The 26,261-nt window shown below is 62.0% G+C and carries 27 protein-coding genes; 14 read left to right on the top strand and 13 right to left on the bottom strand.

The features are described from left to right. Nucleotides 1–164: 164 nt before the first annotated feature. Entirely contained in the window at nt 165–827 is a 663-nt protein-coding gene (locus tag AC0L2U_RS04170) for a haloacid dehalogenase type II (protein WP_292678868.1), read from the bottom strand. Between the two features lie 157 nt (nt 828–984). Here AC0L2U_RS04170 and AC0L2U_RS04165 point away from each other — a divergent pair, with 157 nt between their 5' ends. The 4 genes from AC0L2U_RS04165 to AC0L2U_RS04150 all read left to right on the top strand — a co-directional run bounded on the left by AC0L2U_RS04165 (nt 985) and on the right by AC0L2U_RS04150 (nt 4,124). Then, the gene (locus tag AC0L2U_RS04165; protein WP_127269956.1) at nt 985–1,863 is read left to right on the top strand and encodes a branched-chain amino acid aminotransferase; all 879 of its coding nucleotides are present in this window, start codon (nt 985–987) and stop codon (nt 1,861–1,863) included. A 106-nt stretch (nt 1,864–1,969) separates the two neighbouring features. Then, nucleotides 1,970–2,569: a superoxide dismutase gene (locus AC0L2U_RS04160; protein ID WP_013532667.1), complete on the top strand. Its 600-nt coding sequence runs from the start codon at nt 1,970–1,972 to the stop codon at nt 2,567–2,569. 157 nt (nt 2,570–2,726) lie between these two features. Next, nucleotides 2,727–3,164, top strand: a complete 438-nt coding sequence (locus AC0L2U_RS04155; protein WP_292678863.1) for a c-type cytochrome — start codon at nt 2,727–2,729, stop codon at nt 3,162–3,164. Nucleotides 3,165–3,173: 9 nt separating this feature from the next. Continuing rightward, nucleotides 3,174–4,124 (top strand): c-type cytochrome, encoded by a 951-nt coding sequence (locus tag AC0L2U_RS04150; protein WP_292678860.1) that lies wholly within the window; start codon nt 3,174–3,176, stop codon nt 4,122–4,124. On the opposite strand, the gene AC0L2U_RS04145 is transcribed toward AC0L2U_RS04150, so the two are convergent. The 3 genes from AC0L2U_RS04145 to AC0L2U_RS04135 all read right to left on the bottom strand — a co-directional run bounded on the left by AC0L2U_RS04145 (nt 4,121) and on the right by AC0L2U_RS04135 (nt 7,428). Further along, nucleotides 4,121–4,525 carry an SET domain-containing protein gene (locus AC0L2U_RS04145; RefSeq protein WP_127269950.1) on the bottom strand — a complete coding sequence of 135 codons (405 nt, stop codon included), beginning with the start codon at nt 4,523–4,525 and terminating at the stop codon, nt 4,121–4,123. The two genes, AC0L2U_RS04150 and AC0L2U_RS04145, sit on opposite strands and share 4 nt — an antisense overlap. Nucleotides 4,526–4,681: 156 nt before the next feature. Continuing rightward, nucleotides 4,682–5,308 carry a LysE family translocator gene (locus tag AC0L2U_RS04140; protein ID WP_127269948.1) on the bottom strand — a complete coding sequence of 209 codons (627 nt, stop codon included), beginning with the start codon at nt 5,306–5,308 and terminating at the stop codon, nt 4,682–4,684. Beyond that, a complete protein-coding gene (locus tag AC0L2U_RS04135) occupies nt 5,305–7,428 on the bottom strand; it encodes a S9 family peptidase (protein ID WP_292678856.1) in 2,124 nt (707 codons plus the stop codon). The genes AC0L2U_RS04140 and AC0L2U_RS04135 overlap by 4 nt, the downstream gene beginning before the upstream one ends. 180 nt (nt 7,429–7,608) lie before the next feature. Here AC0L2U_RS04135 and AC0L2U_RS04130 point away from each other — a divergent pair, with 180 nt between their 5' ends. From AC0L2U_RS04130 to AC0L2U_RS04120, 3 genes are all read left to right on the top strand, one after another. Next, complete coding sequence (locus AC0L2U_RS04130; RefSeq protein WP_473601522.1) at nt 7,609–7,977, top strand: SH3 domain-containing protein; 369 nt, start codon at nt 7,609–7,611, stop codon at nt 7,975–7,977. A gap of 61 nt (nt 7,978–8,038) precedes the next feature. Next, entirely contained in the window at nt 8,039–8,269 is a 231-nt protein-coding gene (locus tag AC0L2U_RS04125) for a hypothetical protein (protein WP_473601443.1), read from the top strand. 151 nt (nt 8,270–8,420) lie between these two features. Beyond that, entirely contained in the window at nt 8,421–8,846 is a 426-nt protein-coding gene (locus AC0L2U_RS04120) for a Ros/MucR family transcriptional regulator (RefSeq protein WP_013532660.1), read from the top strand. 167 nt (nt 8,847–9,013) lie between these two features. Here AC0L2U_RS04120 and AC0L2U_RS04115 read toward each other — a convergent pair whose 3' ends face one another. Continuing rightward, nucleotides 9,014–9,442 carry a SufE family protein gene (locus tag AC0L2U_RS04115; protein WP_127292519.1) on the bottom strand — a complete coding sequence of 143 codons (429 nt, stop codon included), beginning with the start codon at nt 9,440–9,442 and terminating at the stop codon, nt 9,014–9,016. 101 nt (nt 9,443–9,543) lie between these two features. Then, the gene (locus tag AC0L2U_RS04110) at nt 9,544–9,897 is read right to left on the bottom strand and encodes a DUF5330 domain-containing protein (protein ID WP_027035810.1); all 354 of its coding nucleotides are present in this window, start codon (nt 9,895–9,897) and stop codon (nt 9,544–9,546) included. A 536-nt stretch (nt 9,898–10,433) separates the two neighbouring features. On the opposite strand from AC0L2U_RS04110, the gene AC0L2U_RS04105 reads away from it, so the two are divergent. From AC0L2U_RS04105 to AC0L2U_RS04095, 3 genes are all read left to right on the top strand, one after another. Beyond that, entirely contained in the window at nt 10,434–12,164 is a 1,731-nt protein-coding gene (locus tag AC0L2U_RS04105; RefSeq protein WP_473601441.1) for a PAS domain-containing sensor histidine kinase, read from the top strand. Then, the gene (locus AC0L2U_RS04100) at nt 12,139–12,936 is read left to right on the top strand and encodes a peptidoglycan-binding domain-containing protein (protein ID WP_127268164.1); all 798 of its coding nucleotides are present in this window, start codon (nt 12,139–12,141) and stop codon (nt 12,934–12,936) included. The genes AC0L2U_RS04105 and AC0L2U_RS04100 overlap by 26 nt, the downstream gene beginning before the upstream one ends. 69 nt (nt 12,937–13,005) lie before the next feature. Further along, nucleotides 13,006–13,353, top strand: coding sequence for a DUF1491 family protein (locus AC0L2U_RS04095; RefSeq protein WP_473601439.1), 348 nt, complete (start codon nt 13,006–13,008; stop codon nt 13,351–13,353). On the opposite strand, the gene AC0L2U_RS04090 is transcribed toward AC0L2U_RS04095, so the two are convergent. Continuing rightward, nucleotides 13,331–14,368, bottom strand: coding sequence for a hypothetical protein (locus AC0L2U_RS04090; RefSeq protein WP_292654513.1), 1,038 nt, complete (start codon nt 14,366–14,368; stop codon nt 13,331–13,333). The genes AC0L2U_RS04095 and AC0L2U_RS04090 overlap by 23 nt on opposite strands. A 188-nt stretch (nt 14,369–14,556) precedes the next feature. Between AC0L2U_RS04090 and AC0L2U_RS04085 the strand changes: the two genes are divergently transcribed. Beyond that, nucleotides 14,557–14,745 (top strand): hypothetical protein, encoded by a 189-nt coding sequence (locus AC0L2U_RS04085; RefSeq protein WP_127272037.1) that lies wholly within the window; start codon nt 14,557–14,559, stop codon nt 14,743–14,745. Nucleotides 14,746–14,885: 140 nt separating this feature from the next. Here the strand turns inward: AC0L2U_RS04085 and AC0L2U_RS04080 are convergent, their stop codons facing one another. From AC0L2U_RS04080 to AC0L2U_RS04055, 6 genes are all read right to left on the bottom strand, one after another. Continuing rightward, a complete protein-coding gene (locus AC0L2U_RS04080) occupies nt 14,886–15,455 on the bottom strand; it encodes a DUF1254 domain-containing protein (protein ID WP_127271883.1) in 570 nt (189 codons plus the stop codon). Continuing rightward, nucleotides 15,448–16,032 (bottom strand): DUF1214 domain-containing protein, encoded by a 585-nt coding sequence (locus AC0L2U_RS04075; protein WP_127321659.1) that lies wholly within the window; start codon nt 16,030–16,032, stop codon nt 15,448–15,450. Before AC0L2U_RS04075 ends, AC0L2U_RS04080 begins: the two co-directional genes overlap by 8 nt. Before the next feature lie 205 nt (nt 16,033–16,237). After that, nucleotides 16,238–18,391, bottom strand: a complete 2,154-nt coding sequence (locus AC0L2U_RS04070) for a transglycosylase domain-containing protein (RefSeq protein WP_473601437.1) — start codon at nt 18,389–18,391, stop codon at nt 16,238–16,240. Between the two features lie 243 nt (nt 18,392–18,634). Continuing rightward, entirely contained in the window at nt 18,635–20,074 is a 1,440-nt protein-coding gene (locus AC0L2U_RS04065) for an FAD-binding oxidoreductase (protein WP_473601435.1), read from the bottom strand. Between the two features lie 239 nt (nt 20,075–20,313). Beyond that, complete coding sequence (locus AC0L2U_RS04060; RefSeq protein WP_292337616.1) at nt 20,314–21,246, bottom strand: dimethylarginine dimethylaminohydrolase family protein; 933 nt, start codon at nt 21,244–21,246, stop codon at nt 20,314–20,316. After that, nucleotides 21,233–22,861 carry a zinc-binding metallopeptidase family protein gene (locus AC0L2U_RS04055; protein WP_473601434.1) on the bottom strand — a complete coding sequence of 543 codons (1,629 nt, stop codon included), beginning with the start codon at nt 22,859–22,861 and terminating at the stop codon, nt 21,233–21,235. The genes AC0L2U_RS04060 and AC0L2U_RS04055 overlap by 14 nt, the downstream gene beginning before the upstream one ends. Before the next feature lie 84 nt (nt 22,862–22,945). Between AC0L2U_RS04055 and AC0L2U_RS04050 the strand changes: the two genes are divergently transcribed. From AC0L2U_RS04050 to AC0L2U_RS04040, 3 genes are all read left to right on the top strand, one after another. Further along, nucleotides 22,946–23,842 carry a LysR substrate-binding domain-containing protein gene (locus AC0L2U_RS04050; RefSeq protein WP_013532647.1) on the top strand — a complete coding sequence of 299 codons (897 nt, stop codon included), beginning with the start codon at nt 22,946–22,948 and terminating at the stop codon, nt 23,840–23,842. A 119-nt stretch (nt 23,843–23,961) separates the two neighbouring features. Next, nucleotides 23,962–25,056, top strand: a complete 1,095-nt coding sequence (locus AC0L2U_RS04045; protein WP_128363575.1) for an ABC transporter ATP-binding protein — start codon at nt 23,962–23,964, stop codon at nt 25,054–25,056. A 68-nt stretch (nt 25,057–25,124) separates the two neighbouring features. Then, nucleotides 25,125–26,240 carry an ABC transporter substrate-binding protein gene (locus AC0L2U_RS04040; RefSeq protein ID WP_292136119.1) on the top strand — a complete coding sequence of 372 codons (1,116 nt, stop codon included), beginning with the start codon at nt 25,125–25,127 and terminating at the stop codon, nt 26,238–26,240. Nucleotides 26,241–26,261 lie beyond the last annotated feature (21 nt).

The raw sequence follows: 26,261 nt of genomic DNA, 5'->3' as shown, positions 1-26,261 counted from the left end.
CTTCTTTAAGTCTCAAATCGCAACAAAACGTGAATTCGCCGACAGTTGCGCGGGTGCCTGACAACACCTGGGACGATAGGCGGTTCCGATTCTGGCCCGAACGTGGGCAAACAAAGGCGAAGCTGTGACCAGGCTGCTACTGTGGCGCCAGAGACACAGGTTTCCTAGCTGCCGGGCACAAGGGCTTCGAGCGACGGCAGGATAAGGGCCGGTGGAAAATCCCGGTATTCTTCGGGCTGGTTGGAGCGGTTGATCCACACCGTGCGAAAACCGAATTTGGTGGCGCCAGCAATGTCCCAGCGATTGGACGACTGAAAGGAAACCGCGCCGGGGTAGAGGCGCCAGCCGGTGGCGACCATATCGTAGACCGCCGGGTCGGTCTTGAAGCGCCGCACCCTATCGACGGAATAGATGTCATCCAGAACCTGGTCGAGCGCGGCGGACTTGACCGCCGCCTGCAGCATTTCGGGCGAGCCGTTGGACAGGATCGCCAGCCTCGCTCCCGAAGCCTTGAGCGCCTTGAGCACGGCCGGCACTTCCGGATAGCAATCCAGCCGCCAGTAGGCATCCAGCAATATCGCCTTGAGACCGGGGTCAGCCGAGGGAACTTTGCGCAAGGCGAAATCGAGCGCCTGTTCGGTCAGTTGCCAGAAATCGGCATAGGCGCCCATCAGCGTGCGCACCCAGGAATATTCGAGCTGCTTGGCGCGCCAGATATCGGACAACAATTGGCCGTCCGGCCCGATCCGGTCGGCATGACGACGCACGGCGGCATGCACGTCGAACAGCGTGCCATAGGCGTCGAAGACATAGGCGGCGTATTGCATGACAACAGTTTTGAGGGCAGGTGCGACAAGGTGCAAGCTTTGATTGCATTGCGCCCCGGCACTGGCCTCAACAAAACTCCATGATGCCGGTTGACGGCGCCCGCCAAAGCATCTTCCAATGGCCGTCACACGAGACCGATTGAGGCGGGACCACACGATGACACTGGCGGCTGCGGCGCAATCCGCGACATGGACTTTCGTCGATGGTGATTGGCACGAGGGCAACGTCGCCATTCTGGGGCCGCGCAGCCACGCCATGTGGCTCGGCACCAGCGTGTTCGACGGTGGCCGCTGGTTCGAAGGCGTGGCGCCGGATCTCGACCTCCATGCCGCCAGGGTGAATTCTTCGGCGATCGCACTCGGCCTGAAGCCGAACATGAGCGCCGACAAGATCGTCGGGCTGACATGGGACGGGTTGAAGAAGTTCGACGGCAAGACGGCGGTCTATATCAGGCCGATGTACTGGGCCGAGCATGGCGGCTATATGGGCGTCCCGGCCGATCCGGCGTCTACCCGCTTTTGCCTTTGCCTCTATGAATCGCCGATGATTCCGGCGACTGGCTTTTCGGTGACCGTGTCGCCGTTCCGGCGTCCGACCATCGAAACCATGCCGACCAACGCCAAGGCCGGCTGCCTTTACCCCAACAACGGTCGGGCCATTCTCGAAGCCAAGATGCGCGGCTTCGACAACGCAATGGTGCTCGACATGCTGGGCAACGTTGCCGAGACCGGGACCTCGAACATCTTCCTGGTCAAGGACGGTCATGTCTTTACACCGGCGCCGAACGGCACCTTCCTGTCCGGCATCACCCGCTCGCGCACGATAACGCTGCTTGGCGAGTATGGGTTCAAGACCACGGAAAAGACGCTGTCGGTGCGCGATTTCCTCGAAGCGGACGAAATTTTTTCGACCGGGAACCATTCCAAGGTCGTGCCGGTCACGCGTATCGAGGATCGCAATCTGCAACCCGGGCCGGTGGCCAAAAAGGCGCGCGAACTCTATTGGGATTGGGCGCATTCGACTTCCGCTGCTTGAGCGGATAAAAAGGCGACCGACGCTTCATCCGGAGTTGTCCCAATCCATTCCAGACCTATCTTACTCCGGTGTCGACACCGGATTTTTCCACGAGGGAGTACTATCCATGGCCTTTGAATTGCCCGCTCTGCCTTACGACTATGAGGCCTTGCAGCCTTACATGTCGAAAGAGACGCTGGAATATCACCACGACAAGCACCACAAGGCGTATGTCGATAACGGAAACAAGCTCGCCGCCGAGGCAGGCTTGGGTGATCTGTCGGTCGAAGAGGTGGTCAAGCAGTCGTTCGGCAAGAATGCCGGCCTCTTCAACAATGCCGCCCAGCACTACAACCATATCCATTTCTGGAAGTGGATGAAGAAAGGCGGCGGCGGCAACAAGCTGCCGGGCGCCTTGCAGAAGGCAGTTGATAGCGATCTCGGTGGCTATGACAAGTTCAAGGCCGACTTCATTGCCGCCGGCACGACCCAGTTCGGTTCCGGCTGGGCCTGGGTTTCCGTCAAGGATGGCAAGCTGGCGATCTCGAAGACGCCGAACGGCGAGAACCCGCTCGTCCATGGCGCGTCGCCGATCCTCGGGGTCGATGTCTGGGAGCATTCCTATTACATCGACTATCGCAACGCCCGGCCGAAATATCTCGAGGCGTTCGTCGACAGCCTGATCAACTGGGACCATGTCCTTGAATTGTACGAAAAGGCGAAGTGATCGATTTCCAGGAAGCCCCGGTATCACCCGGGGCTTTTCTTTTTCAGTGTCCCATAAAAAGCAAAGATCTGGCAAAAGTCGTCCGGGGAGGGAATTTTCCACCTACGGCATCCGTTAACGTCCTGTCCCGAAATGCCTTCATCATGGAGCCAATTGAATGAGAAAGCTTGTTATCGCCATCTCTATGCTCGCACTCGCGGCCTCGGCGGCTTTTGCCGACCCGGTCCTCGACCGGCAGGCACTGATGAAGGAACGTGGAAAGATCGTCGGCGGCCTGTCGAAAGTTGTCAAGGGCGAGGAGCCCTTTGATGCCGCGGCTGTGCTGACGCAACTTCAGGCGTTGCAGGCGAATGCGGAAAAATTCGATGCCGATGCGCTGTTTCCGGCCGGCAGCGACACCGGCGCTACCACGGCCTCGCCGAAGATCTGGCAAGACATGGCTGGCTTCAACGCAGCCGAGGACAAATATCTCGCAGACGTGAAGGCCGCGGTCGCTGCGGCTCCCGCCGATGCCGACGCGCTGAAGGCGCAAGTCGGCGCTATCGGCTCGGATTGCGGCACCTGCCATCAAGGCTACAGAATCAAGAAGGGCTGATCACCAGCCATGGCATGGCTGAAGAAACTTGTTGGCGCCGTCGTCATTCTGGGCGGCGTCGGCGCGGTTGCCGGGTGGGTCCTGTCGGCGCCGGTGACGCTCGACAGGGAAACCCTGGCCAAGCTCGGTCCTGGCGACGCAGCCAGGGGCAAGCGCATCTTTTATGCCGGCGGTTGCACATCCTGCCATGCAAAGCCGGGCTCACAGGGCGACGCCCGGCTTCAACTCGTGGGTGGCCTTGAACTCAAGACGCCGTTCGGAACCTTCGTGCCGCCCAACATTTCGCAAGATCCCAGGGACGGTATCGGCGCATGGTCTGTCGAGGACCTCGCCAATGCCATGCTGAAGGGCGTGTCGCCTTCTGGTGAGCATTTCTATCCGGCGTTTCCCTATGCATCCTACGCGCGCATGAATCCGGCTGACATTGGCGATCTCTATGCCTTCTTGAAGACGTTGCCGGCCGTCGCCGGCAAGGCAGCGGGCAATTCGCTCGGTTTTCCCTTCAATATTCGCCGCGGCATCGGCCTGTGGAAATTGCTCTATCTCGGCGATCAGCCGGTTGTTGCCTTCCCCGAAGGCAAGCCTGATCCGGTGATGGCAGGCCGCTATCTGGTCGAAGGGCCAGGCCATTGCGGCGAATGCCACACGCCGCGCGATCTTGCGGGCGGCACGAAGAAGAACGAGTGGCTGGCGGGCGCCGTGGCCGCCGAAGGCAATGGCGTCGTGCCGAACATCACATCGGGCGAGGGCGGTCTCGCCGAATGGTCGGAGGCCGATATCGCCAACTATCTCGAAACCGGCTTCACGCCCGATTTCGATTCGGTCGGCGGGGCCATGGTCGATGTCCAACGGAACATGGCCGAACTGACGCCGCAGGACCGTGCGGCCATCGCCGCCTATCTGAAGGCGATACCGGCGCATCCAAACGGCTATCCGGCCCGCAAGAAGACGGCAAACTAGACCGAGTCTTCAGACAGGTGGCGGTCGCCGAGAAAATCGAAACCCGTCTCGAAGAAATGGTTGTAGTTGCAGGTCAGCTCTTCGCCAGGCGCGATGTCGTGCAGCGCAAAGCTCTCCTCCGGTGAGGAGACGTCGCAGTTCGGCTCGTCGGCATGGTTCATGTAGCGCGCGTCGTCGGCTTCGAAGACGATGTAGTTCGGATCGCGGCGGTCGGGATAGGAGTAGCGATCGAGATAGCTCTTCACCGGGCCGGCCGCACGTTCATAAGTCTCGACCTCGATGAGCCGATCGAACCTTGGGTCCAGCTTCCAGATCAGAGTGCCGCGAGGAATGTGGTTCTTGGCAAAGACGCCGATTCCCTGGATAGGCGATTTGTCGAGATAGACGTCGACGAGCAGCATAATGGACCTTTACGCGATTGGAGGCTGTCGGGCCGGGAAAAACCGCGCACTGGGTAGCGCGCGGTCATCGCAATTGCGAGTGAAAATGAGCAACGGGAACTTAAAAAGCCCTGATCACGCAGCCTCTTCGGAAGGCGCGTCGATTATCGTCTGGAGTCAGCGTTGCTGCAGCGCCAGACGGACGCCCAAAGCGCAGTAGATGCCGCCGACAACTTTGCCCTGCCATCGTAACACCGACGGATTTCGGCGCAGGAACGTGCCGAGCCGGCCAGCGCTCACGGCAAAGACGACCGTGCTGAAAAGGCCCAGTACGACGAAGATGGCCCCCAACACGGTCATCTGAAGCATCACCGTCCCGTTTTCAGGCCGCACGAACTGAGGCAGGAAGGCAAGGAAGAACAGAGCGGTCTTGGGGTTGAGCACTTCGGTCAGGACAGCCTGTCGAAACGCCTTCCCGGCAGAGATCGCAAGCGCGCCGGCAGCCGGGCCGCCTGGTGTTTTCTCCATGATCGCGCGAATGCCGAGATAAACCAGGTAGGCCGCGCCGATGTACTTTATGACGCTGAACAGCGTCGCCGATGCGGCGATGATCGCCGATATGCCGATCATGGCCATGACGGTGTGAAAGATGTCGCCGACAGCGATCCCGGCGCCGGTCGCGATGCCAACCTTGGTTCCGGAACTCGTTGCCCGCGCTATGGTAAGGAGCGTGGCCGGGCCGGGGATGAAGACGAAGCCGAGCACAACCGCGACATAAGCAATCAGTGTAGCGAGATCGATCATCGGTCGATTTCTCCCGTAGGCTGCGCCTTACCCATCACCTTCAGCGCGAAGGAATAGGTGTAGGCGATCTCCTCCAGCCGCGAAAACCGGCCGGAGGCACCGGCATGGCCGGAATCCATGTTGATCTTGAACAGAACCGGATTGTCCCCGCTCTTGCGGTCGCGCAGCCGGGCCACCCATTTGGCCGGTTCCCAATAGGTGACGCGCGGATCGGTGAGACCGGCCAGCGCCAGGATCGGCGGATAGTCGTGATCAGCGACATTGTCATAGGGCGAGTAGGCGGCAATGGTCCGGTAGTCGTCGGCGGACGCGATCGGGTTGCCCCATTCGGGCCATTCCGGCGGCGTCAGCGGCAGGGTCGCATCGAGCATGGTGGTGAGGACATCGACGAAGGGAACCTCGGCGACGATGCCGCCAAAACAATCCGGCGCCATGTTGGCGACGGCACCCATCAGCATGCCGCCGGCCGAACCGCCCTGGGCGACGATACGGTCATGCGCCGTGTAACGCTCCGTCACCAGATGGCGCGCGACGGCGATGAAATCGGTGAACGTGTTCATCTTGTTCTCCCGCTTGCCGTCATCGTACCAGCCATAGCCCTTGTCCTTGCCGCCGCGAATGTGAGCGATGGCGAAGACAAAGCCCCGGTCGACCAGCGAGAACCAGTTGGTGTTGAAGGCGGCCGGCACGGTGATGCCATAGGAGCCGTAGCCGTAAAGCAGGCAAGGTGCGGATCCGTCCAGCGGCGTGTCGCGATGGTGCAAAAGCGAGATCGGCACCAGTTCGCCATCGCTGGCCGGCGCCATCAGCCGCCGCGTGACATAGTGGTCCGCATCATGGCCGGATGGCACTTCCTGGGTCTTCAGCAATACCCGCTCGCGGGTGCGCATATTGTAGTCGAACACCTGGGCCGGCGTCGTCATCGACGAGTAGGAAAAGCGCATGATCTCGGTGTCGTACTCATAGGAACCCGACAGGCCGAGCGAGAAAGCCTCCTCGTCGAGGGACAAAAGATGCTCCTCGCCGCTGGTGCGGTCGTGCACGACGATGCGCGGCAGGCCCTCCTTGCGTTCGAGCCGAACCATGTGGTCCCTGAAGCCGATCACCGACAGGATCAGCCGGCCGGGCTCGTGCGGCACCAGTTCCTGCCAGTTGGCGCGCACGGGATCGCCCGCTGGTGCAGTCATGATCTTGAAGTCCTTGGCGCCGTCGGCATTGGTCAGGATGAAGAAGATATCGCCGCCTTCTTCCAACTCGTACTGCAGGCCAATCTCGCGCGGCGACACCAGTTTCGGTTCGGCAAACGGATCGTCGGCGCGCATCAGGCGGTATTCCGAGGTCTCGTGATCGTTGATGCCGATCATGATCCACTCGTTGCTGCGGGTGCCGTCGACATTCATGAAGAAGCCGGGATCGGTTTCCTCATAGATCAGCCGGTCGCTTTGCGGGCTGTCGCCAAGCGCATGGAACAGCACCTTCGACGGGCGGTGGTTGGGATCGAGACGTGTATAGAAGAAGCCGTCATTGCCGGCGTTCCAGACACCTGAACCGCCGGTGTCGGGGATCTGGTCCGCAAGTTCCCTGCCGTCGGCAAGGTCACGCACGCGAAGCGTGTAGAATTCGGAGCCCTTGTCGTCGAATGCCCACAGCAGCCTTGCGTGGTCGGCCGAATGGTCGACGCCGCCAAGACGGAAATAGGCCTTGCCCGCGGCCTCCGCGTCACCATCGAGCAGGATATGCTCGGCACCGCCGTCTCGCGGCATGCGGAAATAGCGCGGCTGCTCGCCACCAAGTTTGAAGGACGAGCCATAGGCATAGGGCCCATCCTTCATCGGCACGGAAGAATCGTCTTCCTTGATACGGCCCTTCATCTCCTTGAAAAGCTGCTTTTGCAGTTCGACCGTGTCGGCCATCAGCTTTGACTGGTAGGCATTCTCCGCCTCGAGTTCTGCGCGGATCCCGGTATCGAGCAATGACGGGTCGCGAAACATTTCCTGCCAGTTGTCGGCCCGCAGCCAGGCATAGTCGTCGGTTCGCGTGATGCCATGATGCGTGTCGGAAACCGGCCGCTTCTCGGGCGTTGGCGGGCTGACGATCGGAAATATGGATGTCTTGGTCATTGCGTCTCGCTTTGCCGGTATCTTTAATGGGCCAGTATCTTCAATGGGCCAGTATCTTGAATGGACCATCTCGAATGGAGAATATCTTGAACGGCGAATGAACACGCCGATCAGGGCAGGTTCAAGAGCCGGAGCGTATGGATTGTGTCGGCTCCAGGAGATGAGCCGGGAGGAGAGATGATGACTATTTGGTCTCGGACTGCTGCGGCTTTCGCCGTTGCTTCACTAACTCTGGCCTTTGCCGGCCAGTCTCATGCGACCGTATTCGCGGCTTGGCAAGTGGCCAATGTGCCGTTCGGCGACACGCTCAATGTGCGCAAATACCCTTCGGGCGCATCCCAGAAGCAGGCGGCATATCCGAACGGGACCGTTCTGCAGATGACCGGGCGATGCACCGGCGGAATAAACCTGCTCGACATCGCCAACCAGCCGGCATGGAAGGAGGAACAAAAGATTCGTTTTCGCTGGTGCGAAGTCTGGCATGATCCGGCCCAGAACGGCAAATTCGTCACCAGCTGGGCGTATGGCAAATACATCACGCCGCATTGATTGATCCGGCAGCAATCAGCCGATCCGCCGGATGACAGGCATGTCGCCTGATTGCTTGCGTATGACCACGGCAACCTGTGGTTTTGTGGACAAATATGAACAACCAATATTGCCCGACGATAGCCAAGCAAAATCAAACATTAAAACCCATTCCGTGGGATGCCGCGAATGTAACGGCGAGCTGACGTTGCGTCAGCCGTTGCCGACGAGCGCGCGAAATATCGATAAATTACACAATGCACGAAAGATTGAAGCTGATCGCGGAATAATTGATCAATATCGTTCAATATAGCGTAAGGGCCGAATTGACTTACTTGGTCTGGGCGCTCATTGATGTGCCCGCGACACGAATCGTAGAAACTCTACCTGCACAAAATTCGTGCGATGCCCTGCTTGTAAAAAAGGGCGCAGATCGATGTAACTCTTGTTGGGGCCCGAAGACCATGGATATTGTCGAAACACCTTCCAGAAACAGCGATGCGCTGATCGAATTGACCGCCGATGTGGTGGCCGCCTATGTCAGTAACAATCCCGTGCCGGTCGGCGAATTGCCGAACCTGATATCCGATGTCCATGCTGCGCTCGGGCGTGTGGGCGGAACCGCCGAACAGCCGCCTGCCGACAAGCAGAAGCCGGCGGTCAACCCGAAGCGGTCGGTTCATGACGACTACATCGTCTGCCTTGAAGACGGCAAGAAATTCAAGTCGCTGAAGCGCCATTTGATGACCCACTATGACCTGACACCGGACCAGTATCGCGAAAAGTGGAACCTTGACCCGACCTATCCGATGGTTGCACCCAACTATGCGGCTGCCCGGTCACAGCTTGCCAAGAAGATGGGCCTCGGCCGCAAGCGCAAAGCGCGGTAATCGCTGCCAGAGCAATTCAAGGAAAAGTGAAACGGTTTTCCCGGGAAAGCGCATAGAGCTCTCCCTTGGGGATTGCGTCAAAATAAGCCAGATCGGATCGACATCAACGGCGCCTTTGGGCGCCGTTTGATTTTTGCGCCGCGAGGCGCGGATCCGGTATGGAGGTGTCAGGCGGTCTGCTTGAGCGCTGCCTCGGCGTCGCGCTTGATACGCTTGACCATCGAGCGAAGGCCGTTGGCGCGCTGCGGCGACAGATGTTCGTCGAGGCCGAGTTCTTTCAATGTCGCTTCCGCATCGGTCTGCTGGATTTCGCTGGCGGTCCTGCCGGAAAACAGCGCCAGCATGATCGCGACCAGCCCACGCACGATATGAGCATCCGAATCGCCGGTGAAGGTGATGACTGGGTCGGCTCCAGCCCCGCGTTCGGTGGTCAACCAGACCTGGCTGACGCATCCCGGCACCTTGTTGGCGGCGCTGCGCTGCTCGTCGGGAAATGGCGGCAGCGCCTCGCCGAGTTCGATGACATAGCGATAGCGGTCTTCCCATTCCTCGAGGAACGAAAAATCGTCGCGGATCGTCTGGATCGTCGTGGTCATAATGCCGGATATAGTCACGCGGCGGCGCCGCGTCACGGAAAAAACAAGGACACCGCGGGCGTCGAGAGGGCAGACAGCCCGCGGTGCGCCGTCGAAACGGCTTAATTCTGAGGCGGCAGGTTGACGGTCTCGGGCAAGACGATTTCTTCGGGCAGGCTGCCAGTCATCGTCGACGTGTCGGGGCCGGCGGCGGACTTGTCGTCCATCATCGCTGCCGCGATCTTGGCGGTCTCCTTGGCGCGGGCGGTGATGGTGTGCATCGCCGACTTGCCAGTCTCGCAGACATCGGGTTTGCGTTCGCAAATGCCGGCGATATCGCCAACCGCTTCGCGTGCCGCAAACAAGGCCTGGATCGGCCCGACGCTTTCGCGGCCCGATTCATCGGGGCCGACAGCCAGCGGCAGCGCCAGCAGTACCAGCGAAAACCAGAAAGCCATTCTTATGAGGAAGACCATGCCCTTGCCCTCTCGTCGTGACCGGATCATGCATCCATATGGCATGACCTCTTTTGTAGGCAGGATCTTGGCACACAGGCGCAAAGGACGGCTTGCGGGCAAAGAGAGAATTTTCCTCAAATTTTAGGCAAATTCGAAACGAAGCGTTCTGCAATCGATTTGTCTCAATTGCCAGTGATTTTCCTTAACAACAAATAACCATACATCCCCATGATTTTCCTGTATTTTTCTTGGAATGTGCAAGTCCGGGTGCCGTGTGCGCCTGTCCGATAGGTGCCGTCGCCGGATAACTCTCCGTTTACTATGGCTGCATTTGCCCGTGCTTTCGGCGGCCGGCATCCCGATATTTGCCGCAGGCCAGGGCCTTGGTCGGCCCTGCCTTATCCATTCCTTAAACGCTGGATGCCAGTTTCAAAGCCAACCAGAACCATCTGCAAAGCAGAGCTGTCCACGACAAGTGCGAGTGCGTTGAGTTGAGTTCAATCAAGGCCAGATACGTTGAATTGCCTGGCGCGATTTCTGCCGGTTGCGAACGTATGGTCCATCCGTCCATCCTTGGGCGGAGCGACCGCGAGCGCCAGCGCCGTTTCATCGGCGTCATGCTCGCCGCTCCTTTCTTTGCCGCCGGCGCCGCGGTCACCCTGGTCACTTCAGGCATGGGCGTTGCCGTCACCATGGCCGCCATCTTCGCCGCCTTTGGCCTGTGCTGGTTCGTCGCCTTGCTGGTGGCGGCGACCGGCAAGATGGCGATAGCGAGTGGGCTCGCCCTGGTGCTGGCCGGCATTTCTCTCGGCAGTCTCATTGCCGCCGCGGGCGGGCTGAGTTCGCCTGTCGCCATGCTTGTCCTGGCGCTGCCTTTCGAAGCCTGGTGGATCGGCGGCTCGCGACGTGCAGCACTGTGGGGAGCCGTGTCGGCCGCTGTCGCCATCCTGGCTCAGCCTTTGGCTGGAACCGTATTTCCGTTCGCAGGAGCGCAGATCGCGGCGTGGCACTGGCTGGTGCCGTTGGCGTGGGCGCTTACGCTGATGCCGCGTGCATCGGCGTTTCAGAACACCGCCGACGCGGCTGTGGTCGACACTGCCGACCGGCTCGAAGACATCATCGATGCGGTGGTCTTGCGGGTCGCCCGCCATGGCGAGGTCCTGGACGCGTCGCCGAAAGCGCGCACGCTTTTGAAACTGCCGCCCGAACTGCTGTCTGGAAACGGCCTCTTCGATCGCGTCCATCTGTCGGATCGCGTTTCCTATCTCAGCGCAATGGCCGACATGCGCGACGGTGCGCTGTCGCGCCGGCTCGAATTGCGCATCCGCCTGCCTCAGAACGGCAATAGCCTGACGGCCGACAATTACCGCCCGTTCTCGCTTGATCTGGTGTGCGGTGAGGAACAGGGTGACGTCTTTACGCTCGTCCTGCGCGAGAATGACGAGATCGCCCGGTTGCGCGAGGATCTCGCGGCGGCCAATGAGGCGGCCGCATCCGCCGAAGTGGCGAAGGGCCGCTTCCTGGCGGTGGTCAGCCACGAACTGCGCACGCCGTTGAATGCCATCATCGGCTTCTCGGATATGCTGCTGCATGAGATGTTCGGCGGCTTCAAGGATCCGCGCCAGAAGGAATATGTCGGCCTGGTGAGGGATTCGGGCCAGCATCTGCTCGCCGTCGTAACCTCGATACTCGACGTGTCCAGGATTGAATCGGGCGTTTATGCGACCGAGCCGGAGCCGTTCCGGTTCGCGGAAGCGGTCGACATGTGCCAGTCGATGATGCAGTTGCAGGCGCAGGCCAAGAACATCGATCTGCGGGCGCAGATCGCGCCGGACGCCGGCGACATCAATGCCGACCAGCGCGCGGTGCAGCAGATGCTGATCAACCTGGTCTCCAATGCGATCAAGTTCACCCCCGACGGCGGCGACGTCGTCGTCGGTGCCAAGCGGATCGGTTCGCGCCTGCATTTCTGGGTCAGGGATACCGGCATCGGCATCGCCGAGGAGGATTTCGCCAATCTCGGCAAGCCCTTCATGCAGATCCAGAACGACTATACCCGCCGTTTCGAGGGGACTGGTCTTGGCCTTTCACTGGTCAAGGGCCTTGTGGCGCTGCACGAAGGCACGATGTCCATCGAAAGCATGCCGGGCGAGGGCACCACGGTGACCATCAGCCTGCCGGTGAACGGACCGAAGGGACATCAGGCGGAGAAGGCCGGCGTGCTGACCATGCCTGTAGCGATGGCGAAAGGGGACAGAAATGGCTCGCTCCGCAAAACAGGCTAAGGCGGTCAAGCGCCGCAGCAACGCCTTTCAGGACGGCGCTGTCGCCGTCGGCGGAATGATCTCGCGCAACCCTGTCCTGGTGGGCGGCTCGACGGCATTCCTGGTGACGCTGTTCTACGTCTCCGCAAATGCCTTGTGGTACCAGCCTTTCCCGCATGCCGGCGCATTCTTCGCGACCCGCAGCATTGCGGGCTTTCCGCACGCGGCGCCCGACGAGCCGGAAACGACGTTCAACATCGTGCGGCCATCCGGCGCGCCGGCACCGATCAAGGGCGATCCGGTTGTCGAGCAGGTGCAAGGCATATTGAAGGATCTTGATTTCTATTCGGGAACGGTCGACGGCATTTCCGGACCCAACACCCGCAAGGCTATCCAGGACTATCAGCAGAAGGTCGGGCTCAACGCGTCCGGCGAGATCGATGCGCTTCTGCTCGATCAACTGGGCGCGACGCCGAAAACCGCTTCCGTCGTACCCAGGCCGCAGCCGCGCCCGGATATGCCGGCCGCCGTTCCGGTGTCTTTGCAGACAGGTTCAGGACAGACAAATTCCGGGCAGGCGGATGCCGAGACGCAAGCGCCCGATGCCCGCATCGTCAAGATCCAGGCCGGGCTCAAGGCGTTCGGCAATGACGACATGCAGCTGGATGGTGTCGTCGGCGCGCGCACCAAGGCGGCGATCAAGGAATTCCAGTCGCTGTTCGGGCTGCCGCAGACCGGCGAGCCCGATGAGATCGTCTACGTCAAGATGCGCGAGATCGGCCTGACCAACTGACGGCTGAAACGACGGCTCGCCCAGCGGCGGAAATATCGATAGAGAACCGGCAGTTTCGGGAGCTCTCTCATGCGCGTCACATCGGATCTGTGGGTCTCGGCCCTGTTGCGCCGGGTTTTCAGCGCCGGTGGATTTGCCGCCGTGGTCAAGCGCGGCGCGACCGAGGCCGGCGCTGTGTTCGTGCTGGCGCGGGGCAGGCTGGGTGAGGTTGCCCTGTTCGGGCCGGCGCCGCAGACAAGCTATGATTCGGCCAAGCCCGACGACCGGTTTTTCACTCTGCTCGGAGCAGGCGACGATGCCGTGGTGCTCGAGGCCAGGCTGGAAAGGGAGAAAAAATTCGATCCCGACATCTGGGTGGTCGAGATCGAGGCCGGCACCGTGCCCGTCGAGGAGCTTATTTCCGTGAAGACGCCCTGAGGCCGGACGAAGCCGCCGCATCGTCGCTGTTCAAGGCGGTGCGTGTATCGCCGTTGGCAGGTGCTGCGCCGCGAACCACCCTTGAAAGGGTTTCCGCTCTCCACGACCGCATCTTGTCCTGGGCCGCTTCACGATGCAGCAGCCGGTAACGGTCGAGGAAGGTGCGGATAGCCTGCGGATGCGGGAACTGGCCGGGATAGACGGCAACCGTGATCAGGAAGGCCCTGTCTTCGCTGAGGTCGAGCGAGCGCAAGGCGGCAAGCAGCGAGGCATAATTCTGGTTGGCGGTGAGCGATCGCGCGATCTCGAAATCGATGTCGAGTGCATCGGCGAGCGCGGTCTGGAAGAACGCGGCGTTTCCCGTCAGCGCTGTCTCGCGCAATTTCACATAGGTGTCGGCGCCCTTGAAAGGATCGGCGTTCGTCGCTGCCGCCTCGTCGCCCGTGCGCATCATCGAGCGCAGCCTGCGCCGTGCATTCTCAGCCGCGATGCCGAGTGCCTGTTCCCGGGCGGGCTCGTCAGAGGCGGTTTCCGTGCTCGCTGGCGCGATCTTGTCTGCCGCGGCGGCATTCGCATCCGGTTGCGGCGCGCGCACCAGGGTTGGCCTCTCGAGGGCCCTGATCAGATCAGCGATGGTCGGGTTCAAACCCTTGCGGCGCGCGATGGCACGCGCATGCGGCAGGCCATGTCGCCCGATCAGCGCGATGAGATCGATGTCGCTGACGGCGCGTGAGCGGATGAGCAGCGGCGCGGCAATGTCGACCGGTTCCTCGCAAAGGCGGCGCACCAGGGCGGCGGGGGCGTATTCGCATTCGGAAAGGGCGGCTGCCACGTAACGGCGAGATTCGACGGACACGTCATTGAACAGCGGCAGCGTCAGGTCTTCGAGTTGACCGATCTCGCGGCGTGAAGGGCGAGTGAGCGAGCAGAATGCCGACACCGCGGCGCGGAACAGCCTTTCGGCCTTTCCCGAGTCTTTTCGCACCGCGATTTGCCTGAAGTCCGAAGATGACACGAAGGATACGCCCGTACTCGACACAACCTTGACGACGCTCGACCGGGACCGTGTCGGTTCCGAGAGTGCCAAGAACAAAGTTCAAGTTAGCGACGATCCGTTAGCGTTCCGTTAACCCTCTGCCGGCCTTAATGACATTTGGAGGCGTTGCGTTGTGCTCCGGGGAAACCGAGAGGAATGCGCGAACCATGGGCATGGTACTGTCTTTCGTGCCGCGTACGGCACCAAACACCAGAGTAAAGCAAACCGCCGAAATGCCGGCAGCGGTGATCATCTTTCCCGGCATCCGCTACGAGCGGCCGCATGCCGGCGAAGTGCGGCCGGTCGATCCCGACAAGCCGGGTTCGCCTGGACCAAAACCGGTCCCGCACCACTGAGTTTCGGCGGCCACGGACCTTTGGTCCGGGATCATGTCTAGTGCATGTCGCCCAAAAGTGACCTCGGTTTTGGGAGAACGACATGCATAAAAACAAAGATCCAAAGCGGGTCGCCTGAATCCGTTCAGACGCGACACGCTCTAGAAGTCCTGCAACTCGCAGGAACTCTGTTCGAAGAAGCGCGACACGATCGGCTTCCAGCTGCTGTCGGGCACGAAGGCGCGGATGACGAAGATGCCTTCCTCGATCGGCGCTTCGACGAAAATCGCTCCTTGAAGATCCTCTGGAAGATCCTTGCGCACGTCGATCATCTGCGCCGGCGTCAGCACGACGGCATCCAGAACGCCGCCGGTCGCTGTGTGGTCGTTGAAGGAATAGATGTTGTGGCCGCTGCGGTCATAGACCGACACCGACCAGAACGGGACATGCCCAGGTGCCTTGACGCGGACCATGCCTTCGCCCAGATCGAACCGGCAGGCCGTCGCGTAAAACAGCGGGTCGACGGATTTCACCACGGGCGCGCCACCGGCCTCGGCATCGAGCCGCGTCATCTTGTACAGATCCGACGCCATGGACAGCCGCGACCAGGCATCGCGTTCGGAAAACTCGGGCACCAGCAGCAGCACGGCGATGTGCACGATGCCGGCGCCGAGCAGACCGAGCAGGACGGCATGCAGAAGTCCGCGCATCGCAGCGTAAAAACTACGCATTGCAGCCGACCTTGACGATATGCGGCAGCGAGACGTCCGACAGGCCGGTGCTGCTGGCGATTGGCGTGTCGTAGAAGGTCAGCACGAAATACATCCTGCCGAAGCCGTCTGTCAGCAGCCAATTGCCCGGCATCGGGTGATGGCCGGCTGAAATGATCACCGAATTGTCGGGCTGGCGCACCACCCCGTAGGATTGCAGCGCCGCCAGCCGGGGTTTGCCGGTTTCGACCACGCCGAGCGACTGGTCGGCGGCATAAAGCGTCCAGAACCGTGCCGTCGGAAAATCACCCTCGATTGTGTAGGTGCATTCGCGCTTGAGCTCGGCGCCGGCCGCGTCTCGCTCGGCGACGAAGGACAGCCCCTCGGCGCGGCCGAGCGCAAGCACACCCTCGCGCGCCACGCGGGCCTTGGAATAGGGATCGGCGGCCGGTGTGCCGATATCGGGAAAGGCCGTCCATTGGCCGATCCTGATGGCGCCGACGCCATCCTGGATTTTCAGCGCATACCAGACGCTGCCGCCACCGCCGACGATGGCTATGGCAAGCGAAAGCAGCGTCAGGAAGGCAGTTTTGAGCATGAGGGGCCGGGAACACGAAGAGTTGCCGCTCGGGGATATCGCGGCGTGGGGCCTTGTGGCAAGCGGGCCGACGTAGAATTGCAGACGGCTCTCCCTTCTCCCCTTGCGGGAGAAGGTGGCCGAGCGAAGCTCGGTCGGATGAGGGGTGTTCCAGCTTGGCAATGGCGGTGATCCGGCCATCACCCCTCAACTGTCTCGGCGCCAATCACAGCGCCGATAGCGTCTCCGGCAGTTGCGGCGTACTGAGGACGGGCGCCGAATGGAACAGCGTGGTCATGTCCCGCAGCGTCTGGGTCGTGCGGCTGGACAGCACCGGCGGCCGTTCGGCGGCTGCATCGGCCGCCGCCTGATCGTCGCTCTTCTTCTGTGCTTCCTCGGCCTTGGCGGCGATCTCCTCATCGACGAAGGGCTTGTCGATGCCAGGGATCGGCTTGAGGTCGATGTTCTGGTGCGCGTAGACCATCAGTCGCTGCCACACCATCGCCGGCAGTGAGCCACCGGTCATGTTCTTGGTCGGCGTGAAGTCGTCATTGCCCATCCATACCGCCGCCGTGTAGTTGCCGGTGAAGCCGACAAACCAGGCGTCGCGGTAGGACTGCGTGGTGCCTGTCTTGCCGGCGACGACGATGTTGGGAAGTTGGGCTCGCCGCGCCGTACCCATCACCGGCACTGCCGCCAGCATGGTGTTCATCGATTTGAGCGCCTGCTCGGACAGCACCCGGTGTGGCGGCGGCGCGTCCTTGGCGAAATCATAGACCACCTCGCCGGTGCGGGTGACGAGTTGGCTGATGCCGTGCCGGGAGCCGACGAAGCCGTTGTCGGCGAACACGCTGTAGCCCGTCGCCTGGTCCATCACCGTCATGCTCGAGGTGCCGAGCACCATCGTCTTATGTGCTTCGATCGGCGATTCCACGCCCATCGCCTCGGCCATGGCCTTGATCGGGCCGATGCCGAGATGATCCTTGGCCAGCCGCACCGGCACGGTGTTGATCGACTTGGCCATTGCCATGATCAACGTGACGTTGCCGGCCGATCCGCCGTTGTAATTGTGCGGCGACCAGCTGCCCCAGCTGATCGGGCCGCCGGAAATGATGGAGTTGGGGGTGAAGCCGTGTTCCATCGCGGTTGCGTAGACATAGGGCTTGAATGACGAGCCGGTCTGGCGCAGCGCCTTGGTGGCGCGGTTGAACTGGCTGGCACCATAGTCGCGGCCGCCGACGATGGCGCGCACGGCGCCGTTGGTCTCGATGACGACGACGGCACCTTCGGTGACGTTGTACTCCTTGCCGAACTGGCGCAGGTGGAACTCCACCGATTCTTCCGCCGCCTTCTGGATGTTGGCGTCAAAGGTGGTGTGGGCGAGAAGCGAGTGCTGGCCAGGTTTGGCGATCTTCTTGACCTCGTCGAACGCCCAGTCGAGATAATAGTCAGGGCTTTTCTGTTCGCCGCGGTCGACGACATCGGCCGGATGCAGCCTGGCCTGCAGAACCTGGCCTTCGGTCATGAAACCGGCATCGACAAGGTTGGACAGCACCACATTGGCGCGCGCGCGCGCCGCCGGCAGGTTGATGTGCGGCGCATATTTGGTCGGCGCCTTGAACAGGCCGGCAAGCATCGCCGCCTCGGCCAGGTTCAGGTCCTTGACGCTCTTGCCGAAATAGAAGTCGGCGGCAGCCTCGATGCCGAACGTGCCGCCGCCCATATAGGCGCGGTCGAGATAGAGCTGCAGGATCTCCTTCTTCGACAGATTGGCCTCGAGCCACAGCGACAGGAAGGCTTCCTTGATCTTGCGCTCCAGCGTGCGCTCATTGGTGAGGAACAGGTTCTTGGCCAACTGCTGGGTGATGCTCGATCCGCCCTGGACGACGGAGTTCGCCCGCACATTCTCGAAGATCGCGCGCGACAGGCCGAGCACATCGATGCCGTAGTGATCGAAGAAGCGACGGTCCTCGGTGGCAAGCACCGCCTTGATGACGTGATTGGGCATCTCGTCGACCGGCACGGAATCGCGCTGGATGATGCCGCGCTGGCCGATCTCGTTGCCATAGCGGTCGAGGAAGGTGACGGCGAAGTCGCCCTGGGCGCGCCAGTCGCCAGCCGTGTCCTGGAAAGCCGGAATGGCCAGCGCCAGCATCACCACGATGCCGACGGCGCCGAGCGTGAAACCTTCGCTCAACAGTTCGATGATGCCACGGCGCCAGCCGTTGACGCGGAAGCGCCGCGAGAAGATCGTCGCTGATTCCCAGAATTGGCGCGCCTTGAAGCCGATCTCATAGAGCGAGGAATCGATCCACGCATCGAGCGCCAGCAGCCGGGCGGCGATCGGACCTCTTCTTTTGCGCGGTTCGGGACTGGCCATTCGGAATCCGGCTAGCAATTGCACGACCTGAGAACCGCAAACCGGCAATTTCAGGGCGATGCATTCCGGGAGACTATTCCTCCATTTTTCCAGCACTCACAAGGGCGGCGAAGACACAGTATCGGGTTTGTTGCTGATGGGGCAGGCCGGGAATACAGCCCGATGACCAACAGCACGTGAACGCAAAAGCCCGCGCCTCCAGCGGAGACGTGAGCTTTTTTATCACTGCAGCACGGGCGCGCCTCAAGCGGCTCGCAGGCTTTCTTTCGGGTGCAAATTCTGGTTCATGCGGAACAGGTTCAGCGGGTCGTAGCGCTGCTTGATTTCCAGAAGCCGTCGATGGTTGCCACCATAGGCCGCTTCGACCCGGTCGACCTCGTCCTCCGGCATGAAGTTCACGTAGGCGGTGCCGGCGGCATAAGGTTTGGCCGCCTCGTAGATTGAACGAGCCCAGTCGGTGCAAGCCTTGTCCATCGTCGGTTCGCGCCAGCGGGCGTGAACGTTCATGACGAAATGCGAACTGCGCTGTGGGAACGCCGTTGCGTCTGCCTTGACACGACCTGCCGCGCCGCCGACATGGCCGATAAATATCTCGCATTCCGGTCCCGGCAGCTTGGCTATTGCCCCCCTGACGACCGCAGCCGCCTCCTCGGAAAACTCGGTGAAGTCATGGCTCTTCCAGTAGTTGCGGGCGCCGGGCGTGAGCAGTGGGTCGAATGCCTGCTGCCAGCCGGTGAACGGGCTGGGGCCCACGACATCGGCAATCGGCGTGCCGATGGCTCGAAGCTCTTGCGTCGCCTTTTCACCTGCCTCGATGTCGCCGCAATAGCACATGGCCAGAACCAGAACCTCCTTGCCATGCCATTCCGCGGGCAGGAAGGGCAGCGGCGGCGCCTGCCGCATGACTACCCAACAGGTCAACTCGTCAGGAGCGGTTTCGAGCGCCTTGCGATACTCCCGCAGCACCTTTTCGGCATCGGCGAAGGGATGGACGACAAGCCCTGCCAGCACTTGCGGTCCAAACTCATGGAGATGGAACTCGAATGCCGTGACGACGCCGAAATTGCCGCCGCCGCCGCGCAGCGCCCAGAATAAATCGGGATTTTCAGTCTTGCTGGCCCGGAGCAGTTTGCCGTCGGCGGTGACCACATCGGCGGAGGCAAGATTGTCGATGGTCAGGCCGAATTTGCGGGTGATCCAGCCGAAGCCGCCACCCAGCGTCAGGCCGGATATGCCGGTGGTCGAGTTGATGCCGGTCGGCACCACCAGCCCAAAGGCCTGCGTTTCCTTGTCGACATCGGCAAGCGTCGCGCCAGGCCCGACCCATGCCCGCCGCGCAGCGACATCGACCCGCACCGATTTCATCAATGACAGATCAATCATCAGGCCACCATCGCAGACCGCACTTCCGGCAATGTTGTGGCCGCCGCCGCGCACGGAGACGAGAAGCCTGTTCTCCCTGGCGAAATTCACGGCACTGACGACATCGGAAGCGCCGACGCAGCACACGATCAGCCCGGGCAGCCGGTCGACCGTGGCATTCCAGACGGTCCGTGCTTCGTCGTACGCGGCATCGCCTTCGCTCAGCATTTTGCCGCGCAATTGTGCCGAAAACGCTTCCAGGGCTGCGGCGTCGATTGTCGTTTTTCCGCGTTCAAGCGTGGTGAGGCTCATGGTGTTCATGGTTTCCTCCCGATTTGCAGATGAGCTGTCCTCTCCCAAAAGACGTTCTTACTGTGCGCTTATATTAGCTATCGCGCAAGTTTCGCGTCGGCCAGCGTTGCGACTCGCAAGCGGGGCACATGGTGCCGCCAGCCGGCGATCTCAGCCGTTTTGCGCGCGCGACCTTGCACCCTCGGCCGCCAGGATGCCGATCATGCTGATGCGAATGTGAGCGAAGCAGCGTAGCGCTATCCCACTCCTCAGGCCGGTTCGCGCTTCAGCGCCTGCGCCATGCAGTGGATGCCGCCGCCGGTCTTCGAGATCTCGCTCATGTCGACGGCCGCGACCTCGAAGCCGCGCGCCTTGAGCTGACCGATCAGCGCCTGGCTGGAGGTCGGCGCGATCACCCGGTCCCTGCCCAGCGACATGAAGTTGCAGCCCAGCGCCATCGTATCCTGGAACGGCACGTCGATGATCTCGTGGCCCTTGCCCTTCAACCAGTCGACAATGCCGGGTTCGGTGCAGGCGAGGCAGACAGCGGTCAGTTTCTCGGCGATCGGCACCACCATCAGGTCGATATGGACGTAGTATTCGTCGATGAAGGCGATGCGGGTTTCCCAACCCTCCTTATCGAACCAGGCCTGTACCTGGCGCGCACCTTCCTCCTGCGTGCGGGCGCCGCCGCAGCCGATCAGCACGACGCCGTCCTCGATGACGTTGAAGTCACCGCCCTCGAACGTGCCTGCGGTGACCATGTCGTAGATCGGGATGCCGAGCTTTTCGTAGGTGCGGATCGCGGCATAGTTCTCGCCGCGCCGCCACCAGTTGGCCATGGCGGTGATGAAGGCGCCGTAAGGCGTCATGACGCTGGAATCGCGGGAATAGACCTGCATCGGCAGCTCAGGCGTCGGCTCGTGCCAGTGGATGTTGACGCCGAAATGCTCGTAGGCGGCGACCAGGTCCTTGTGCTGCGCCTGGGCGATCTGGACGTTGCAGGGCGCCTCGCGCAGATGCTTTCGCGACAGCGAGCTGGTTGACAGATGGCGCAGGAAATTGGGTGAGCCAAGCAGGACGTCGGTCAGCACGTCGGTCTCGTTGGCGAAGCCCCAGGCGGTCAGCGGCTCGGTGCCGCCGGCGGGGTTGCGGCGCTGCAGTGAAAACGGTTCGGCGACGATGCGGTCATGAACGGTCATGGGGTTCTCCTCGTGAGGCAGCTTGGGGTGTCTGGTTGCTCGGTATCCACCAGTCCCGTCCGCGCGGGGTGGTGACATATTCAGGCCAGCGAAATCCAATCGGCGGTTCGTAATCGCAGAGCGGCGCGATCCAGTTCGAGCCGCCGATTCCGCCGCCGGTGCGGGCGACGAATTCATTCATCGCCGCATCGCGGGCGGTCTGGTCTTCCAGCAGGCGGAGCGCCGCCAGCGCGACCGTCTTGGACGCGCAGATGACCATCGGGTCGATCGTCGCCGAAATGCCGCCCAGCGCATTCATCACCCAAGCCGGATAGGGGTAGCCGGTCTCCGAACGCAGCGCCGGGCGGGCGACATAGAACCGCGCCGTCGGCGTATGCCAGCTCATGTCGGTGTAATCGTCGGAGGTCGAATTGACTTGCGAGGGCGGCAGATCGCGGCGCAGGATCGCTTCCGCCGCCTGCGGCTCGATCAAGCGCTCGAGTTCTTCGATGAACGGCTCGTCGCTCGCCATGCGCCCGGCATTGACCTGTATCTCGCGGGCAACTGCCTTGGCGTCCTCGTCCCAGCGCGGCGGCCCAGCCGTCGACAGCGCTTCATAGGCGATTTCGGCCATGGCATGGTTGGCAAGTCCCGGTCGTGACTTCGACACCCAATGCCGCTCATGGCGGCAGCCGCTCATGCTGGCAGCGGCCTCGGCATTGCGGTCGAGCACCGTGGTGACCTGCTCGGCCATAGCAAGCGTCGGCACGCGGATCATGTACTGGATCTCGGCCAGCCCCGCCGGCAAATTGTCGGCGGTTGCTTGCCCCGCCGTCAGGATCGCTTCGCTGATCGACCAGCCGCCCTGGTGCGGCAGCATGGAATCGCGCAGAGCCTTGGAGGCCATGTACATCATCAACAATGCGTCGTTGGCGCCGGGGGCGCGCGCCGCCGAATGTGCTTGCGGAATGGGTGCAGCACCCGCAGCCAGCGCCCAGCGCTCCGGTTGGTCGCAGATGAAGCGATAGATCATCGCGTAGGCCGCGCCGCAATGCGTGTCCCAGCGCGCCGTGTTGCAGAGCGGCAGCATGTAGAACGGATGAAAGGAGATCATGCCGGCAAGGCCGTCATAATAGCCCTTGGCGGCATGGATCGGCTTTGACCCGCGCACCTTTTCCGCCGGCTCGCCGGTGAAGCGCAGCGTGCCTGATATGCCGTGGCGCTGCATCGCCGCCTTGGTCGCCAGCAGCCCGCCGAGGCTCGAAATCCCGAGGCCGGAATGCGGGTCGGTGTGGCCGCCGGCCTGGTTGCCAAGTCCCCGGCGCGGACGCTCGACCGTAGCGGCATCCTGGCAATTGCCCGGCACCGCGTCGTATTCGGCGTACATGCCGATGGTCGGGCCGGGGCCGTTGGTCCAATGCGCGCAGAAGGCGGTCGGCATGCCGGCGGAGCCTTCTTCGACGGAAAAGCCTTCGAGTTTCAGCCGCTCGACATACCAGGCGGCTGATTGATACTCCCGCCACGCGGTCTCGCCGTAATCGAAGATGGTGCGTGTCCACGCGGACAACAACGGCTGGATGCCGTCGAGACAGGCAAGGGCGGTTGCTTGCGCCGAGGTGGCCACCGGTTTCTCCATGGCATGAGAAGAAAGCAGTGAAGCGGGTCGCTAAAAAGTGATATGTTTTCCCGGTTCGTGCAAATTCGGTTCACCTGAGGTTCCTTGCGTATACCATCGACACAAGCGCTGCGTGCGCTCGACAGCTTCGCCCGGCACGGCAGCGTCTGGCGCGCCGCCGACGAGTTGCACCTGACCCGCAGCGCTGTTAGCCATCAGCTTCGCCTGCTGGAGCGCGACCTCGGCTTCGACCTGCTCGAACGCATCGGCAAGGGCGTGGCGCTGACGCCGCGCGGCCAGCGCTACGCCAGCGATGTGCGCAAGGCGCTCACCGTTCTGGGCGACGCGGTGACGCGCGATGCCGGCACCGGAGTCGGCGGCTCGTTCGCCGTCAGTTGCACGCCCGGCTTCGCCTCGCTGTTCTTGTGCACCCATATCGGCGAGTTCCGGCAGATGTATCCTGACGTGGCGCTGCGCATCCTGACGCCGCGCCGGCTCGACGATGTCAGCAATGCCGATGCCGATGCCTTCATTGCGTTTGGTGTCGGCAATTGGCCGAACCGGGCGGTCGAGCCGCTCTGCGAAATCTCGTTCACGCCGCTCTGCAGCCCGACGCTGCTCAACAAGGTCGGCGGTTTTTCCCGGCCGTCGGACGTGCTGCGCGCCAACCTGCTGCATCTCGATGACACCGAGGATTGGGCACGCTGGCTGGCGCTGTCCAAGGTGGAAAACCCCGACATTGAGGGCGGCATCTTCTTTTCGGACATGAACCTCGTCTTTTCGGCGGCGATTGCCGGCCAGGGCATCGCCATGGGCGACGAACTGACCAGCCGGCGGGCGCTGAGCGAGGGCCGGCTGGTCAGGCCGTTCGACATCGCGATCAAGTCGCCGCGCTCCTATTTCCTGGTCTCCGAACACGCCAAGGCTTCGCATCCGGTTCTGGAAGCGTTCGCAGGATGGCTGCGGTCGAAACTCCAGGAGAACCGCATTCTGCCGTATTGAGGGCAGTTGGCGACATCTCGCCATAGATGAATGAAATTTGCCGATCACGCGAAAACTATTCGGTTGCGGTGAGCCGGCACCCTGCCTACGATTTCGACAAGCGTTAGGGAAAGGGCAGTATGCAGCAACCCGGCCGTGCCGCAGAGATCAAGGCAATCGGGATCGGCAAGAGCTTCGGCTCGTTCCGTGCGCTGGACAATCTGTCGCTCGATATCGGCCGTGGCGAGTTCCTGACCCTGCTCGGGCCGTCCGGTTCGGGCAAGACCACCTTCCTGATGATCCTTGCCGGCTTCGTGCAGCCGACCGAAGGCAAGCTGTTCAGCGACGGCGTCGACATCACCGACCGGCCGGCCGAGCAACGTGCCGCCGGCATGGTGTTCCAGGGCTACGCGCTGTTCCCGCATATGAGCGTCGAAGCCAACATCGCCTTCCCACTCAAGGTGCGCAAGAAATCGGCCGCCGACATCAAGCGCCGTGTCGGCGAGATGATCGAGCGCGTCGGCCTCAAGGGCCACGAGAAAAAACTGCCGGCGCAGTTGTCAGGCGGTCAGCAGCAGCGTGTGGCGCTGGCCCGCGCGCTGGTGTTCGAACCGGGCGTGCTGTTGCTCGACGAACCGTTTTCCGCGCTCGACAAGGGCCTGCGCGGACAGATGCAGGCCGAGATGAAGCGGCTGCACCAGGAGACCGGGACCACCTTCGTCTTCGTCACCCACGACCAGAGCGAGGCACTGGCGCTGTCGTCGCGCGTCGCCATCTTCAATCACGGCAAATTGCTGCAGGTTGGACCGCCCGACGAGGTCTACGACCGGCCGGACAACCGCTTCGTCGCCGAGTTCCTCGGAGAGATCAACATGCTGCCGCTAAAGGGGGTCAAGCCCGCCGGCAATGGCTCGACTGGCCTGTGCGAAGACCGCGCGGTCAGCATGGGCTGCAAGGCCGAACTCGTGCGCGGCGATGCCATCCTGGCGATCCGGCCCGAATACATGTCGATATCGAGCGAGGCGGCAGATGGTGAGAATGGGATCGCCGCTACCGCCACCAACTCCACCTATCTCGGCGCGGCAACGCGGCTCGACCTGACGACGCGGCAAGGCGCCAAGGTCACGGTCTCGGTGCCGAACGAGGTGGCTGCCGCGGCGTTGAGCAAGGGCAACTCCGTCTGGCTCACCTGGCCGGCGGAAAAGGGTTTCCTCCTTCCGCATGGAGGGCAATGACGAACGGTGTGGCGAGATATCGCAGCACCGTTTTCCGCCACTATCAACAACAAAAAAGGGGAACTGACATGACACATGATACCAAGAAACAAGCCATCGAGAACCTGTCCGCCAGGGCAGGCCGCGGTGAGATCTCGCGCCGGCAGTTCACGCAGCTGGCGGCACTCGTGCTGGCCGGCACGCCGATGCTGCTGCGCTCGACAGGTGCCTTTGCGCAGGCCAAGGAACTTGTGCTGGTCAACTGGGGTGGCGATGCCATCACTGCCTACGATGCCGCCTATGGCCAGGCCTTCACCAAGGACACCGGCATCACCGTCAAGATGGACGGTTCGGGTCCGACCGAAGGCGCCATCGCGGCGCAGTTCAAGAGCGGCGCGCCGACCTGGGATCTCGTCGACGTAGACCCGTTCTCAGCCATCACGCTCGGCGCCCAAGGGGCTCTCGAGCCGATCGATTACAACATCGTCGACAAGAAGAAGATGCGGCCCGGCTTTGGTTGGGAATACGCCGCCTCGACCTATTTCTTCTCCTATGTCATCGCCTATGATTCCGAGAAGTACGGCAAGGACGCGCCGACCGGCATGGCCGATTTCTTTGATGTGAAGAAGTTCCCCGGCAAGCGCTCGCTCTACAAATGGGGCGTGTCGAGCTGGGAAGCGGCGCTGCTCGCCGACGGTATCGCGCCTGCGTCGCTCTACCCGCTCGACCTGAAGCGCGCCCATGACAAGATCGCCGCCTTCAAGGAAAACGTCGTTGCCTATTGGGGTGGCGGCGCCGAAAGCCAGAGCGTGCTGCTCAATGGCGAGGCCTCGATGGCGATCGTCTGGTCGACCCGTGCATCACTGATCGAGCAGGATAGCGGCGGCAAGATCAAGTTCATCTGGGACCAGGGCCTGATCTCGCCCGGCGCGCTGGCCGTGCTCAAGAACAATCCCGGCGGCAAGGACGCTGCGATGAAGTTCATCGCCAGTGCCCAGGACCCTGAAAAGCAGCTGGTCATGTTCGACAAGCTCGGCCAAGGTCCTGCAAACCCGGCGGCAGACGCGCTGATCCCTGCCGACAAGAAGCGCATCAACCCGGTCGATCCCGAGAACATGAAGAAGCAGATCGCGCTCGACATGGACTGGTACGCCAAGAACTACGGGCCGGCGCTCGACGAATACACCAAGATCATCTCGGCCTGATCAGGGCAGGGGTAATCGGGT

It is taken from the genome of Mesorhizobium sp. WSM4808 (genome assembly GCF_055811675.1).
This window is presented reverse-complemented; position numbering and strand designations above follow the sequence as displayed.

Coding starts and splice junctions, on each gene's coding strand:
- AC0L2U_RS04060 (WP_292337616.1), bottom strand. CDS start 21,246: ATGACCGTTCATGACCGCATCGTCGCCGAACCGTTTTCACTGCAGCGC.
- AC0L2U_RS04045 (WP_128363575.1), top strand. CDS start 23,962: ATGCAGCAACCCGGCCGTGCCGCAGAGATCAAGGCAATCGGGATCGGC.
- AC0L2U_RS04115 (WP_127292519.1), bottom strand. CDS start 9,442: ATGACCACGACGATCCAGACGATCCGCGACGATTTTTCGTTCCTCGAG.
- AC0L2U_RS04130 (WP_473601522.1), top strand. CDS start 7,609: ATGACTATTTGGTCTCGGACTGCTGCGGCTTTCGCCGTTGCTTCACTA.
- AC0L2U_RS04170 (WP_292678868.1), bottom strand. CDS start 827: ATGCAATACGCCGCCTATGTCTTCGACGCCTATGGCACGCTGTTCGAC.
- AC0L2U_RS04160 (WP_013532667.1), top strand. CDS start 1,970: ATGGCCTTTGAATTGCCCGCTCTGCCTTACGACTATGAGGCCTTGCAG.
- AC0L2U_RS04105 (WP_473601441.1), top strand. CDS start 10,434: ATGGTCCATCCGTCCATCCTTGGGCGGAGCGACCGCGAGCGCCAGCGC.
- AC0L2U_RS04055 (WP_473601434.1), bottom strand. CDS start 22,861: ATGGAGAAACCGGTGGCCACCTCGGCGCAAGCAACCGCCCTTGCCTGT.
- AC0L2U_RS04155 (WP_292678863.1), top strand. CDS start 2,727: ATGAGAAAGCTTGTTATCGCCATCTCTATGCTCGCACTCGCGGCCTCG.
- AC0L2U_RS04110 (WP_027035810.1), bottom strand. CDS start 9,897: ATGGTCTTCCTCATAAGAATGGCTTTCTGGTTTTCGCTGGTACTGCTG.
- AC0L2U_RS04135 (WP_292678856.1), bottom strand. CDS start 7,428: ATGACCAAGACATCCATATTTCCGATCGTCAGCCCGCCAACGCCCGAG.
- AC0L2U_RS04075 (WP_127321659.1), bottom strand. CDS start 16,032: ATGCTCAAAACTGCCTTCCTGACGCTGCTTTCGCTTGCCATAGCCATC.
- AC0L2U_RS04085 (WP_127272037.1), top strand. CDS start 14,557: ATGGGCATGGTACTGTCTTTCGTGCCGCGTACGGCACCAAACACCAGA.
- AC0L2U_RS04040 (WP_292136119.1), top strand. CDS start 25,125: ATGACACATGATACCAAGAAACAAGCCATCGAGAACCTGTCCGCCAGG.
- AC0L2U_RS04065 (WP_473601435.1), bottom strand. CDS start 20,074: ATGAACACCATGAGCCTCACCACGCTTGAACGCGGAAAAACGACAATC.
- AC0L2U_RS04145 (WP_127269950.1), bottom strand. CDS start 4,525: ATGCTGCTCGTCGACGTCTATCTCGACAAATCGCCTATCCAGGGAATC.
- AC0L2U_RS04140 (WP_127269948.1), bottom strand. CDS start 5,308: ATGATCGATCTCGCTACACTGATTGCTTATGTCGCGGTTGTGCTCGGC.
- AC0L2U_RS04165 (WP_127269956.1), top strand. CDS start 985: ATGACACTGGCGGCTGCGGCGCAATCCGCGACATGGACTTTCGTCGAT.
- AC0L2U_RS04095 (WP_473601439.1), top strand. CDS start 13,006: ATGCGCGTCACATCGGATCTGTGGGTCTCGGCCCTGTTGCGCCGGGTT.
- AC0L2U_RS04125 (WP_473601443.1), top strand. CDS start 8,039: ATGACCACGGCAACCTGTGGTTTTGTGGACAAATATGAACAACCAATA.
- AC0L2U_RS04080 (WP_127271883.1), bottom strand. CDS start 15,455: ATGCGTAGTTTTTACGCTGCGATGCGCGGACTTCTGCATGCCGTCCTG.
- AC0L2U_RS04100 (WP_127268164.1), top strand. CDS start 12,139: ATGGCTCGCTCCGCAAAACAGGCTAAGGCGGTCAAGCGCCGCAGCAAC.
- AC0L2U_RS04070 (WP_473601437.1), bottom strand. CDS start 18,391: ATGGCCAGTCCCGAACCGCGCAAAAGAAGAGGTCCGATCGCCGCCCGG.
- AC0L2U_RS04120 (WP_013532660.1), top strand. CDS start 8,421: ATGGATATTGTCGAAACACCTTCCAGAAACAGCGATGCGCTGATCGAA.
- AC0L2U_RS04150 (WP_292678860.1), top strand. CDS start 3,174: ATGGCATGGCTGAAGAAACTTGTTGGCGCCGTCGTCATTCTGGGCGGC.